The 13,242-nt window shown below is 30.4% G+C and carries 11 protein-coding genes, 2 tRNA genes and 1 pseudogene; 13 read left to right on the plus strand and 1 reads right to left on the minus strand.

The annotated features are described in order from the left end of the window. Positions 1 to 13 precede the first annotated feature (13 nt). The 10 genes and pseudogenes from PG913_RS10725 to PG913_RS10770 all read left to right on the plus strand — a co-directional run bounded on the left by PG913_RS10725 (position 14) and on the right by PG913_RS10770 (position 5,877). Positions 14 to 87: transfer RNA gene (locus PG913_RS10725), tRNA-Asp, on the plus strand. Between the two features lie 39 nt (positions 88 to 126). Next, positions 127 to 200 (plus strand) — tRNA-Asp (locus PG913_RS10730). 541 nt (positions 201 to 741) lie between these two features. Further along, on the plus strand, positions 742 to 1,077 hold the full coding sequence (locus PG913_RS10735) for a hypothetical protein (RefSeq protein WP_271230701.1): 336 nt from the start codon (positions 742 to 744) through the stop codon (positions 1,075 to 1,077). Positions 1,078 to 1,087: 10 nt separating this feature from the next. Next, a complete protein-coding gene (locus tag PG913_RS10740; protein ID WP_271230702.1) occupies positions 1,088 to 1,462 on the plus strand; it encodes a hypothetical protein in 375 nt (124 codons plus the stop codon). Continuing rightward, positions 1,452 to 1,694 carry a hypothetical protein gene (locus tag PG913_RS10745; RefSeq protein WP_271230703.1) on the plus strand — a complete coding sequence of 81 codons (243 nt, stop codon included), beginning with the start codon at positions 1,452 to 1,454 and terminating at the stop codon, positions 1,692 to 1,694. The genes PG913_RS10740 and PG913_RS10745 overlap by 11 nt, the downstream gene beginning before the upstream one ends. Before the next feature lie 274 nt (positions 1,695 to 1,968). Then, on the plus strand, positions 1,969 to 3,915 hold the full coding sequence (gene thrS, locus PG913_RS10750) for a threonine--tRNA ligase (RefSeq protein ID WP_271230704.1): 1,947 nt from the start codon (positions 1,969 to 1,971) through the stop codon (positions 3,913 to 3,915). Between the two features lie 71 nt (positions 3,916 to 3,986). Beyond that, positions 3,987 to 4,505, plus strand: a complete 519-nt coding sequence (gene infC, locus PG913_RS10755) for a translation initiation factor IF-3 (RefSeq protein ID WP_271232168.1) — start codon at positions 3,987 to 3,989, stop codon at positions 4,503 to 4,505. Positions 4,506 to 4,553: 48 nt separating this feature from the next. After that, positions 4,554 to 4,751: a 50S ribosomal protein L35 gene (rpmI, locus tag PG913_RS10760; RefSeq protein ID WP_271230705.1), complete on the plus strand. Its 198-nt coding sequence runs from the start codon at positions 4,554 to 4,556 to the stop codon at positions 4,749 to 4,751. A 92-nt stretch (positions 4,752 to 4,843) separates the two neighbouring features. Next, positions 4,844 to 5,187: pseudogene (rplT, locus tag PG913_RS10765) on the plus strand (50S ribosomal protein L20). Between the two features lie 93 nt (positions 5,188 to 5,280). Continuing rightward, a complete protein-coding gene (locus PG913_RS10770; protein WP_271230706.1) occupies positions 5,281 to 5,877 on the plus strand; it encodes a hypothetical protein in 597 nt (198 codons plus the stop codon). A 69-nt stretch (positions 5,878 to 5,946) separates the two neighbouring features. Here PG913_RS10770 and PG913_RS10775 read toward each other — a convergent pair whose 3' ends face one another. Beyond that, positions 5,947 to 7,623, minus strand: a complete 1,677-nt coding sequence (locus tag PG913_RS10775) for a formate--tetrahydrofolate ligase (protein ID WP_271232169.1) — start codon at positions 7,621 to 7,623, stop codon at positions 5,947 to 5,949. Positions 7,624 to 7,828: 205 nt separating this feature from the next. On the opposite strand from PG913_RS10775, the gene secDF reads away from it, so the two are divergent. The 3 genes from secDF to obgE all read left to right on the plus strand — a co-directional run bounded on the left by secDF (position 7,829) and on the right by obgE (position 13,169). Continuing rightward, on the plus strand, positions 7,829 to 10,849 hold the full coding sequence (gene secDF / locus PG913_RS10780; protein WP_271230707.1) for a protein translocase subunit SecDF: 3,021 nt from the start codon (positions 7,829 to 7,831) through the stop codon (positions 10,847 to 10,849). Positions 10,850 to 10,936: 87 nt separating this feature from the next. Continuing rightward, a complete protein-coding gene (locus PG913_RS10785; RefSeq protein ID WP_271230708.1) occupies positions 10,937 to 12,055 on the plus strand; it encodes an adenylate kinase in 1,119 nt (372 codons plus the stop codon). 124 nt (positions 12,056 to 12,179) lie between these two features. After that, positions 12,180 to 13,169 carry a GTPase ObgE gene (gene obgE, locus PG913_RS10790; RefSeq protein ID WP_271230709.1) on the plus strand — a complete coding sequence of 330 codons (990 nt, stop codon included), beginning with the start codon at positions 12,180 to 12,182 and terminating at the stop codon, positions 13,167 to 13,169. Positions 13,170 to 13,242 lie beyond the last annotated feature (73 nt).

Raw genomic sequence — 13,242 nt, forward strand, 5'->3', positions numbered from 1 at the left:
AGCTAAAAGCAACGGTCTGGTAGTTCAGCTGGTTAGAATACCTGCCTGTCACGCAGGGGGTCGCGGGTTCGAGTCCCGTCCAGACCGCAATTAGTTAAGTAAGTTAAAAGTATTGCTACAAGCAACGGTCTGGTAGTTCAGCTGGTTAGAATACCTGCCTGTCACGCAGGGGGTCGCGGGTTCGAGTCCCGTCCAGACCGCAAAAGCTTCTCATTTATTTGAGAGGCTTTTTCTTTTTTACAACAAATCACACCTACTCTCCTTCCTCTTTATCCAAAGTATATTTTATTCAATATATTACTTGATATCTTATCTATTTTCCAAACTCAATCATTTTGAACATTACTTCTATCATTTAATTACTCAAAAAATTCTTTGCTTACTTTTATATAGCCTGTTTAAATTTCAAATAAAATATCTTTTTTAAGATATAAACGTCATTCTGAATTTATTTCAGAATCACATAAATTGAAGAAATACGGTAAATCAGGATGTGAAACTGAAATAAATTCAGTTTGACAGATTCAATTTCTCAGGCTATAAGACTCTTTTTAGATAAAATTTAAACAGGCTCTTAATAAATCCTTATTAACCATAAATAAAAATTAGATACATCTCAGTTTTAAAGTATTATTTAATTATCGATTTTAACTTAAGCTTATTTTATTTTTCAACAAAAAAAGTTAAAAAATAAAATAAAGCACCTATATTTACACTCTTATTTAGATTAAATAAATATAAATGAATTTAAAAAGACTAATCTCACAAACAAATTCGAAAGCCATTTACCTTATTAATGAAAAGGGTAATATTATTGATTTTTATTCTGAAGAAAATCAGTCTAATAAATTAAAAGATAAAACGGCAGCTTTTAATACAGCTATTTTTAATATGAGTAACCATTTTTTAAACTCTTTTTATAATACTGAATTAAATGAGATTATATTAAAATCGAATAATCAAAACATATTATTAGTTAAATACAACAAATCAATTTTAGCTCTGTTATCTGACGATAATTTAAATTTATCATTAATAGAACTAATCTTAAAAAAAGAATTAAATAAACCACTATAAAATAAATAAAATGCAAAACCTTTTAGATGAATTAGTACGTAACGCGAAAGACAATATACCTGGTTATATAGCTATTAGTGTAGCTGAAATGTCTTCTGGTGAATGCCTTATTTCAAATTCAAGTGTTGCTGAATTTGATACAGCATTAGCCTCTGCCTATAATGTAGAAATAATAAATGCAAAACGAAAAGCAATAGAAGCCTTAGGTTTAAATGAAAACTTAAGAGATATACATTTTAATTTAGATGAACAAATACATGTAATTAATATTGCTCCTTCTGGCGAATATTTTATTTATTTAGCAGTAGATTCTAAAAAAGCAAATTTAGCTCTGAGTCGAAAATTATTAAACAAATACACAAAAAGCTTAACCGATGAATTATAATCAACTAATTTTAAAGGAGCGTAATTTTGATAATGAATTTATCACATTTATCAATTCATATCAAAATTTATATCAAAATGAAATACTTAAAAATACTCCTTATCAGACTGAAGAAAAAAATAATCATCCAAATTTAAAAAAACGTAAACTTAAAGAAACGTTAGAAGATTTCTTTTTTGCTCCAAAATATAATAATGTTTTAGATTTACTAAAACTAAGTAATTCTAATTAAACAATTTCAAAAAGCTTCTCTAAAAAGAGAAGCTTTTTGAGTCTATAAATTCAACTCTTTTATTATTTTTTTTACATTTAATAATTATACTGATAACTTTCGTTCGGTTTAAAAGAAATAAATACGTATTAAAATTCACTACTACACTCAAAATATTCTTTTAAAAAATAACATTTTAAAATACCTGATATATATTGTATAAAAAATGCATTTACGATATCTTTGTAGTTCTAAAATTCCCACTTGTAAGGGAATTAAACATAACACATATACAATGATTAAAATTACACTACCCGACGGGAGTATTAAAGAATTTGAAGTAAATAGCACATCAATGGATGTTGCCAAAAGTATAAGCGAAGGTTTTGCTAGAAATGTGATTTCTGCAAATTTTAATGGTACAACCGTTGAAACCACTACCCCACTTACCACTGATGGTTCTTTAATATTATATACTTTTAATGATAATGACGGAAAGAAAGCATTTTGGCATTCTTCTGCTCACGTATTAGCACAAGCTATTTTAACCTTTCATCCTGATGCTAAATTAACAATTGGTCCTGCAATTGATAATGGTTTTTATTATGATATCGATTTAGGAGAACGTGTTATTTCTGAAAAAGATTTTTCTGCTATTGAGAAGAAATTTTTAGAATTAGCTCGTGGAAAGCGTGAATTTAAATTGCGTTCTATCTCTAAAGCGGATGCTTTAGCTTACTATAAAGAAGCTGGAAATCAATATAAAGTAGAGTTAATTGAAAATTTAACTGACGGAGATATTACTTTTTGTGATCATAGTGATTTTACAGATTTATGTAGAGGTGGTCATGTTCCTAACACAGGAATCATCAAAGCAATTAAGGTGATGAACGTTGCCGGTGCTTATTGGAGAGGTGATGAAAAAAACAATCAATTAACACGTATTTACGGAATTTCTTTTCCAAAACAAAAAATGCTTACCGAGTATTTAGAGTTATTAGAAGAAGCTAAAAAACGTGATCATAGAAAATTAGGAAAAGAATTAGAGCTTTTTACATTTTCACAAAAAGTTGGTGCTGGTTTACCTTTATGGTTACCTAAAGGAGCTGCACTTAGAGGTCGTTTAGAAGATTTCTTAAAGAAAGCACAAAAGAAGGCTGGATATGAAATGGTGATGACACCTCATATTGGGCAAAAAGAATTATACGTTACTTCTGGGCATTATGAAAAATATGGTGCTGATAGTTTTCAAGCAATAAAAACTCCTAAAATGGAGGAAGAATTTTTATTGAAACCGATGAACTGTCCTCATCACTGTGAGGTTTATAATTTTAAACCACATTCATATAAAGATTTACCAAAACGTTTTGCTGAATTCGGAACAGTTTACAGATATGAACAAAGTGGTGAATTACACGGATTAACTCGTGTAAGAGGTTTTACTCAAGATGATGCACATATTTTCTGTACACCAGAACAATTAGATCAAGAATTTAAAGATGTAATTGATTTAGTACTTTATGTATTTAAATCTTTAGGTTTTAAAGATTTTACAGCTCAAGTTTCTGTTAGAGACATGAACAACCCTGATAAGTATATTGGAGATGTTAAAACATGGGAAATTGCAGAACAAGCTATTATTAATGCAGCTACCGATAAAGGCTTAGCTTTTATAGTTGAAGAAGGTGAAGCAGCATTTTATGGACCTAAATTAGACTTCATGGTGAAGGATGCTTTAGGCAGAAGTTGGCAGTTAGGAACCATTCAAGTGGACTATAACTTACCTAAAAGGTTCGAATTAACCTATAAAGGAGCCGATAATCAATTACACGAACCAGTAATGATTCACAGAGCACCTTTTGGATCTATGGAGCGTTTTATCGCTGTGTTATTGGAGCATACAGGAGGAAATTTCCCTCTTTGGTTAACTCCTGAGCAGGTTATCTTATTGCCAATCAGTGATAAATATGAAATATATACTAAAAAAGTTTTAACTTTGTTAGAAAATTCCGAAATTCGCGCCCTGGTAGATAGCCGAAGTGAGAAGACAGGAAGAAAGATTCGTGATGCAGAAGTGAGCAAAATTCCATTTATGGTTATTATAGGCGAAAAAGAAGAGCAAGACGGAACAGTATCTGTAAGAAAACACGGTGAAGGAGATATTGGAACATTCACTATCGCTGAATTTATTGAGTTAATACAAAACGAAGTTAACAAAACATTAGTTCCTTTTGGAAACTAAATAATAGTAATAACCTAAAATCATGAGTCATAGCAATTAGAAGAAGAGGCGGACGTAGACCGCTAAGGGTAATTAAAGAAGATCAACATAGAATTAATGAAAAAATTAGATATGTTGATGAAGTTCGTCTTGTAGGCGAAAACATCGAAGTTGGTGTTTATCCTTTAGAAAAAGCCAAAGAAATGGCAATTGAACAAGAGTTAGATTTAGTTGAAATTTCACCTAAAGCAGTACCTCCTGTTTGTAAAATTATTGATTATAAAAAGTTTTTATACGAACAAAAAAAACGTGATAAAGCTTTAAAATCAAAGGCAACAAAAGTTATTGTAAAAGAGATTCGTTTCGGACCTCAGACTGATGAGCATGATTATGAGTTTAAAAAGAAACATGCTATTAAGTTTTTACAAGACGGTGCAAAATTAAAAGCATTTGTTTTCTTCAAAGGGCGTTCAATTGTTTTTAAGGAACAAGGACAGATTTTATTATTAAAATTAGCTCAAGAATTAGAAGAATACGGTAAAGTAGAACAAATGCCAAAATTAGAAGGGAAACGTATGATTATGTTTATTGCGCCTAAAAAGGCTAAATAAATTAAAAATCGTTCACAATATATAAGCAAGATAAACTAAAGAACAGAAATGCCTAAAATTAAAACAAAATCTAGTGCCAAGAAACGTTTCAAAATAACAGGTTCTGGTAAGATAAAAAGAAAGCACGCTTTTAAAAGCCACATCTTAACAAAGAAGTCTAAAAAACGTAAACTTGCTTTAAGACATGCAACATTAGTACACAAATCTGATGTAGCAAATATTAAGCAACAATTAGTTTTAAGATAATTCTTTATACAGGGAATTTAATTATTAACCATGGAGTTAGGCTCAAATAAGTATCGAATATTCGATCGCCTACTACAAAAAACATTTGAATTATGCCAAGATCAGTAAATTCAGTAGCCTCAAGAAGAAGAAGAAAAAAATCTTGAAGGCAGCAAAAGGTTACTTTGGAAGACGTAAAAACGTTTACACAGTAGCAAAAAATGCGGTAGAAAAAGCGATGACATACGCTTATCGTGACCGTAAAAACAATAAGAGAAACTTCCGTTCATTATGGATTCAGCGTATTAACGCTGGAACACGTCAGTATGGAATGTCTTACTCTCAGTTTATGGGTAAAGTAAAAGCTAATAGTATCGAATTAAACCGTAAGGTTTTAGCTGATTTAGCGATGAACAATCCAGAAGCTTTTAAGGCCATTGTAGAAAAAGTAAAATAAGTTTCATATACTTGCTTATACTAAAAACCCAAACTTAAACGTTTGGGTTTTTTTAAACCTATTAGATTCAATCTTTACATAAAATTCTAATCAATGAAAATTTTAAGAATCCTATTACTAATTCTTATAACGCAGCAAATTTCTGCACAAAAGCGTTTATCTAAAACTCAAGTAGATTCATTGCCTAATACCATAGAAAATCAGTTTACAAAAGTGTATCGATTATCTAATAACTGGCAAGAATATAAACTGATTAAACGTACAAATTTTATCAGTTTTCAAAAAAACATACTAGATAGTGTCGTTGCTATCAAAAAAGATGTCGTTGCTAAACAGCTTCAATTAGATCTTCAATTAAAAAATACCAATACTTTAAAAGAAGAAATTAACTCTTTAAAAAACAATTTATCAGTATCTGTTCAAAAAGAAGATGCAATTTCAATTGGAGGGTTTTACTTAGATAAAACAACCTATAATACTATTCTTTGGAGTATTATAAGTGGATTATTAATTGGTTTAGCTTTTTTCATTTTTAAATTTAATAGCAGTAACTCTGTTACTAAAGAAACTAAAAATTTATTAGTTGGTATTGAAAATGAATTTGAACAATACAAAAGAAATTCGATTGATAAAGAACAAAAACTAAGACGTCAATTACAAGATGAAATTAACAAACAACGTGGTGTATAATTAAGTTTTGTACTATTATAAAATAAAAAAGCAACTCAAAAAAGTTGCTTTTTTATTTTATAAATAACTTTAAGATAATCCTGAAATTACACCATTATTATCAATAGTCATATTTTCTGATGCAGGTGTTGCTGGTAAACCTGGCATACGCATCATTTTTCCTAATACAGGAATTATAAATTGTGCACCAGCTGCTATTTCAATTTCCCGAATATGTACCGTAAAACCTTCAGGTCTTCCTATTAATTTATCATCATCAGAAAAAGATTTTTGTGTTTTTGCCATACAAACTGCAAAATCATTAAATCCTAATCGATTAATTCTACGTAAATTTAATTCTGCTTTTTTATCATAGGTTACTCCTACTGCTCCGTAAATTTCTTTAGCAATTGTTGCTATTTTTTCTTTCACAGGACTTTTCCAATTGTATAAAGGCTTAAATTGTGTTGCCTTATTTTCAACAACATTTACCACAGCTTTTGCTAATTCCTTAGTTCCTTGACCTCCTTTTGCCCATCCTTCTGAAACAACTGCTTCAACTCCTAATTTAGCACAAGCTTCAATAACAAAATTCACTTCTTCTTCAGAATCTGAAATAAATGAATTAATCGCTACTACTGGCTCAATGTTAAACTTACGAATATTTTCTATATGCTTTTCAAGGTTTTTAAATCCATCTTGAACACATACTATATTTGGCGTATTATATGCTTCTTTCTGTACACCTCCATGATGACGTAATGCTCTAACAGTAGCGACTAAAACCACACATTTAGGATTTAAACCTGCATATTGTGATTTAATATTTAAAAATTTCTCTGCTCCTAAATCAGCTCCAAAACCTGCTTCTGTTACTACATAATTAGATAATGACAAACCCATTTTTGTAGCAATAATAGTGTTTGTTCCTTGGGCAATATTTGCAAAAGGACCTCCGTGAATAATTGCTGGATTTTCCTCTAATGTTTGTACTAAATTTGGTTTTATTGCATCTTTTAATAAAATAGCCATCGCATCTTGTGCTTTTAAATCACGTGCAAAAACAGGCTTTTTATCAAAAGTAAAACCGATAAATATATTTGCTAATCTAGCTTTTAAATCTTCAAAGTTTAGCGACATACAAAGTATTGCCATTACTTCGGATGCCGGAGTAATATTAAAGCCATCTTCACGAGGGATACCATTTGCTGTACCCCCTAAACCAATAGTTATTTGACGCAACGCACGGTCGTTCATATCAATTACTCGTTTCCATAAAATAGTACGAGGATCGATATTTAAATTATTAGTTTTACTCTGTAAATTATTATCAATCAAAGCAGCTAATAAATTATTAGCCTTTTCAATAGCATTAAAATCACCTGTAAAATGTAAATTAATATCTTCCATCGGAAGAACTTGTGAATATCCGCCACCAGCGGCTCCTCCTTTTATTCCAAAAACAGGTCCTAAAGATGGTTCTCGTAATACAACAGTTGCTTGTTTGCCAATTTTATTTAATCCTTCAGTTAAACCAATAGAAACAGTAGTTTTACCTTCTCCTGCAGGTGTTGGTGTTAAAGCAGTAACCAAAACTAAGTTGTTTTGTGCTATTTTTTGTTCATCAATTAAATGTAAAGGAAGCTTCGCTTTATATTTTCCATACATTTCTAAATCGTCTTCTACTATGTTCAGTTTTGTTGCAATATATTTAATATGCTTTAGTTTTTTTGCTTGTGCTATCTCAATATCACTTAAATGTTTTATTACTAACTCTATCATTTCTTCTTATTTTTTTCATAAAATATCGCCTAAATATACCCTTTTTGATGATTATAAAAAGCAATATAGTTACGTTTTATTTACGCTAAACAGACATGAATCATATAAATATAGCAAAAGAATTGGCAAACCTTTTTCGAAATACTATATTTGCTCGTTTTAAAAAAGAATTCGATTTAAATTAAAATAGATGCAAAACAAAGGTCTTATTAAATTATTTGCTATCCTTTTTGGATTAGTAAGCTTGTACCAATTGTCGTTTACATTTTTTGCTAATAAAGTAGAAGATAGCGCTAAAGTATATGCAAAGGAAAACGCTAAAAGCAACAGCGGTAGGGAGTTAGCTAAATTCGAAAGAAAATATCTGGATAGCGTCGCAAATGATGAAGTTGTAAATTTAGGGGTAGCTAAATATACTTACAACGACATTAAGGAGCGTGAAATGAATCTTGGTTTAGACTTAAAAGGAGGTATTAATGCTATTTTACAAGTATCTGTAAAAGATATCTTAGTTGCTTTAGCTAATAACTCAGAAAACACTGTTTTTAGAACTGCTTTAGCAAAAGCTAGTGAAGCTCAAAAAGACAGTCAAGAAAACTACTTAGACTTATTTTTAACGCAATTTGAAACTGCTAGTAACGGAAAAGTTAAATTAAGTGATCCTGAAATTTTTGGAACAAAAGCTTTACGTGATCGTGAAGTAATTTTATTTAACGATAATAACGAAAAAGTAAAATTAGCTTTACAACAAGAAATTAATACTTCTATTAATACTTCTTTCGAAGTATTACGTAGCCGTATTGATAAATTTGGTGTAACACAACCAAGTATTCAACGTATCGGAAACTCTGGAAGAATTCAAATTGAATTACCAGGTGCTAAAGATATTGAGCGTGTTACTAAATTAATTACTAGTACTGCTGAATTACAGTTTTGGGAAGTATATACAAATGCTGAAGTTCAAAACTTTTTCTTTACTGCAAATGCAAGAGTTGCTGAATTATTAAAAGATAATACAGTAACTGCTACAACAGAGGTTAAAGACACTACAAAAACAGATGATATTGATGATTTATTAGGAGAATCTACTGAATCTACAAAAAAAGCTGATACTCAAAAGAACTTATTTACTTATTTATATCCTAATGTAGCTCAAAATCAACAACAAATGAGCTCGTTAGTTGCACAAGCTAAAGTTCAAGATACTGCACAAGTAAATAGCTTACTTGCTGATAAATCTGTAAGAGCTTTATTACCTGCAAATTTAAAATATGTTAAATTTTTATGGGATTATAAAGCACAAAAAAGTGCTGATGGTACTGCTGAAATTATTGGATTATATGCAATAAAATCGAACAGAAATGATAAAGCTACTATTGATGGAGATGTAATTGCTGATGCAAATCAAGATTTCGATCAAATGAGCAAGCCAGTTGTATCTATGTTAATGAACGGTACAGGAACTAAAAAATGGGCAAAAATGACTGGCGATAACGTTGGTAAATTTGTTGCCGTTGTTTTAGATAACTACGTATATACAGCACCAGTTGTAAACGGAGCTATTACAGGAGGAAGTACTCAAATTTCTGGAGGAACAATGACTGTTGAAGAAGCTCAAGATATTTCAACAGTATTAAAAGCTGGTAAATTACCTGCTCCTGCAAGAATTATTCAAGCAGAAGTTGTTGGACCATCATTAGGTCAAGAATCTATTGACGCAAGTATTTGGTCATTCGGATTAGCTATTTTATTAATATTAGGTTGGATGCTTTTATACTACGGTAAAGCGGGTCTTTATGCAAACATTGCCTTATTAGTAAACATTTTATTTATCTTCGGATGGTTAGCTTCATATAATGCAGTTTTAACTTTACCTGGTATTGCTGGTATTATTTTAACAATCGGTATGTCGGTAGATGCGAATGTTATTATTTTTGAAAGAATTAAAGAAGCCTTAAAAGGTGGACAAACTTTAGAAACTGCCGTTGATGAAGGATTTAGTTTTAAAGGAGCTTTATCTGCTATTATCGATGCAAATATTACAACATTCTTAACAGGTGTTATTTTATTTATCTTCGGAACAGGACCAATTAAAGGTTTCGCCTACACTTTAATGTTAGGTATTGCAACATCTTTATTTACTGCAATTTTTATCACTCGTTTATTTATTGATAAATCTGTTGAAAAAGGAACTGCTTTACCTTTTAACACAAATATCTCTAAAAACTGGTTTCAAAATATAAACATTGAATTTTTAAAGAAACGTAAGTTAGCTTACATTATTTCTGGATTCTTTATTTTAGCTGGATTAATATCAATCTTTACTTTAGGTTTAAAACAAGGAGTTGATTTTAAAGGAGGTCGTTCTTATGTTGTTCGTTTTGATCAGCCAATGAATGCAACTGAGGTTGCTTCTAGTTTAAAAAATGCTTTTGGAGCTGCTCCTGAAGTTAAAACTTACGGTTCAGATAATCAATTAAAAATAACAACAGCTTTTAAAATTGATGAAGAAGGTAGTGAAGTTGATGATTCAGTTCAAAACTCATTATTTACAGGATTAAAATCTTACTTAGGAACTACTTCTTATGAAGACTTTAAACCAGGATTCGAAAAAGCAGGTAGCGGAATTATGAGCTACATGAAAGTAGAACCAACAATTGCTGATGATATTAAAAAATCAGCTTTATGGGCGGTAATCGGTTCATTAATTGTTGTTTTCTTATATATTTTATTACGTTTTAGAAAAATAGCTTTCTCTATTGGTGCAGTAGCAGCAGTATTTCATGATGTATTAGTTGTATTAGGTGTATTTTCTATCTGTTATAAATTCACGCCTTTTGATATGGAAATAGGACAATCATTTATTGCAGCAATTTTAACAGTAGTTGGATACTCGTTAAATGATACCGTGGTAATTTTTGATAGAATTAGAGAGTATGCAGGAAGCAGTAAAAACTTTACAGCTGATTTAGTTAACAAAGCATTAAGTAGTACTTTAGGTAGAACAATAAATACCTCTTTAACTACATTATTAGTAATGTTAGCAATTTTCTTCTTTGGAGGAGACAGTATTAAAGGATTTATGTTCGCATTAATCGTAGGTGTGGTTGTAGGTACGTATTCATCTTTATTCGTAGCAACACCAATTATGTTTGATACTTCTAAAGAAGAAGAGGAAAAACAAGAAGATAAAATTCAAGAAACAGTATAATTACAATTTATATTTTACAAAAACCGTTTTGAATTTTATTCAAAACGGTTTTTTCATTTACAATCAAGCAACTATCTTTGCAGTATTATGAAAATCACAAAACTTCACGATTTATATTTTAAAGAGTTTATTTCTTCAGATGAAATAGCTAGTATTGTTAAAACATTAGCAAAACAAGTAAAAGCCGATTTACCAAAAAATGAAGTTCCTTTATTTATCGGAATTTTAAACGGATGCTTTGTTTTTACTGCAGATTTTTTACGTGAATATAAAGGTGACTGTGAAATAAGTTTTATAAAGTTGGCTTCTTACGAAGGAACAACTTCTACTGAAAAAGTAAAAAACCTTATTGGTATCAACGAAGATTTAACAAACAGAACTGTTATTATTTTAGAAGATATCATTGATACAGGAAATACTTTGCAGGAAATTTATGAGATTTTTAAAACAAAACAATTAAAAGAATTAAAAATAGTAACACTTTTTTACAAACCTGATGTGTATCGAAAAGAACTATCAATAAATTATATCGGAAAAAGTATTGAAGATAAATTTATTGTCGGTTACGGTTTAGATTATAAAGGTTATGGACGAAATTTGCCAGCTATTTATCAATTAACAACACAACCCAAAATGACAAACATCGTATTATTCGGACCTCCAGGAGCAGGTAAAGGAACGCAAGCAGATTTATTAAAAGAGAGATATAACTTAGTTCATATTTCTACCGGAGATGTTTTCCGTTTTAATATCAAAAATGAAACTGAATTAGGTTTACTTGCTAAAACGTATATGGATGACGGAAATTTAGTTCCTGATGAAGTAACTATTAATATGCTTAAAGCCGAAGTTGAAAAAAATACTGAAGCTAACGGGTTTATTTTTGATGGTTTTCCAAGAACTCAATCGCAAGCAGAAGCTTTAGAAGCTTTTTTAAGTGAAAAAAACGAACGTATTAACGGAATGGTAGCTTTAGAAGTTCCTGAAGATTTATTAGTTGAACGTTTATTAGAAAGAGGAAAAACTAGCGGAAGAACAGATGATACTGACGAAAGTAAAATCAGAAACCGCTTTAACGAATACAATACTAAAACAGCTATTTTAAAAGATTTTTATCAAGAACAAGGTAATTATTACGGTATAAACGGTGTTGGATCTATAGAAGAGATTACACAACGTTTATCAGAAGTATTTGATACATTATAAAAACTACTATTATTAGCAAGAGCGATAATTTTGAAGGTATCTAAAAAAACTTCTTTATCTTGCTCAAAATAGTAGTTATAACGATTAGTGCTGTTTAAATAAAACAGCTAATAACTTAGAAAAAATGACTGAAGGAAATTTTGTTGACTATATAAAAATCTACGCATCTTCTGGTAAAGGAGGTCGAGGGTCTGTACATTTACATCGTGAAAAGTATATTACAAAAGGTGGTCCTGACGGAGGTGACGGTGGTCGTGGAGGTCACATCATTTTGCGTGGTGATAAAAGTATGTGGACACTTTTTCATTTAAAATTTAAACGTCATTTTAGAGCTGAACCAGGTGGTGACGGAAGTGCAAGTCGTAGTACTGGGCATGATGCAAAAGACATTATTGTTCCTGTACCATTAGGAACTATTATTCGTGATGCCGATACTGATGAAATTTTATATGAAGTTTCAAAACATGATCAGGATGTGGTATTGTTAGAAGGTGGAAAAGGTGGTTTAGGAAACTGGCACTTTAAATCTTCAACAAATCAAGCACCTCGTTACGCACAACCAGGTATTGATGGTACAGATGGTTGGTTTCGTATTGAGCTTAAATTATTAGCTGATGTTGGTTTAGTTGGTTTCCCTAATGCTGGAAAATCTACTTTATTATCAGTAATAACAGCTGCAAAACCGAAAATTGCAGATTACGCTTTTACAACCCTAAAACCAAACTTAGGAATTGTAGAACACCGTAATCATAAAAGTTTTGTAGTTGCTGATATTCCTGGAATTATTGAAGGAGCTGCCGAAGGAAAAGGATTAGGACATTATTTTTTACGTCATATTGAACGTAACTCTACCCTATTATTTTTAATTCCTGCGGATAGTGATAATATCAAAAAAGAATATGAAATTCTATTAAACGAATTACGTAAACATAATCCTGAATTATTAGATAAAGATCGTTTATTAGCTATTTCTAAAGCAGATATGCTAGATGACGAATTAAAAGAAGAAATTAAAAAAGATTTACCTGAAGGTATTGATGCCTTATTTATCTCTTCTGTAGCTCAATTAGGTTTACAAGAATTGAAAGATAAATTATGGGATATGTTGAATTAATATTTCAACTAAAATAATTTTATAAAAAAGCAACCTCAAATGAGGTTGCTTTTTTTTGTACCAATCATTTATA

Source organism: Tenacibaculum pacificus, assembly GCF_027941775.1.
In the GTDB taxonomy this organism is placed as follows: Bacteria; Bacteroidota; Bacteroidia; order Flavobacteriales; family Flavobacteriaceae; genus Polaribacter; species Polaribacter pacificus_A.

Excerpts from the sequence above, each read along its gene's own strand:
- PG913_RS10735 (WP_271230701.1), top strand. The coding sequence starts at position 742 with ATGAATTTAAAAAGACTAATCTCACAAACAAATTCGAAAGCCATTTAC.
- PG913_RS10740 (WP_271230702.1), top strand. The coding sequence starts at position 1,088 with ATGCAAAACCTTTTAGATGAATTAGTACGTAACGCGAAAGACAATATA.
- PG913_RS10745 (WP_271230703.1), top strand. The coding sequence starts at position 1,452 with ATGAATTATAATCAACTAATTTTAAAGGAGCGTAATTTTGATAATGAA.
- thrS (WP_271230704.1), top strand. The coding sequence starts at position 1,969 with ATGATTAAAATTACACTACCCGACGGGAGTATTAAAGAATTTGAAGTA.
- rpmI (WP_271230705.1), top strand. The coding sequence starts at position 4,554 with ATGCCTAAAATTAAAACAAAATCTAGTGCCAAGAAACGTTTCAAAATA.
- PG913_RS10770 (WP_271230706.1), top strand. The coding sequence starts at position 5,281 with ATGAAAATTTTAAGAATCCTATTACTAATTCTTATAACGCAGCAAATT.
- secDF (WP_271230707.1), top strand. The coding sequence starts at position 7,829 with ATGCAAAACAAAGGTCTTATTAAATTATTTGCTATCCTTTTTGGATTA.
- PG913_RS10785 (WP_271230708.1), top strand. The coding sequence starts at position 10,937 with ATGAAAATCACAAAACTTCACGATTTATATTTTAAAGAGTTTATTTCT.
- obgE (WP_271230709.1), top strand. The coding sequence starts at position 12,180 with ATGACTGAAGGAAATTTTGTTGACTATATAAAAATCTACGCATCTTCT.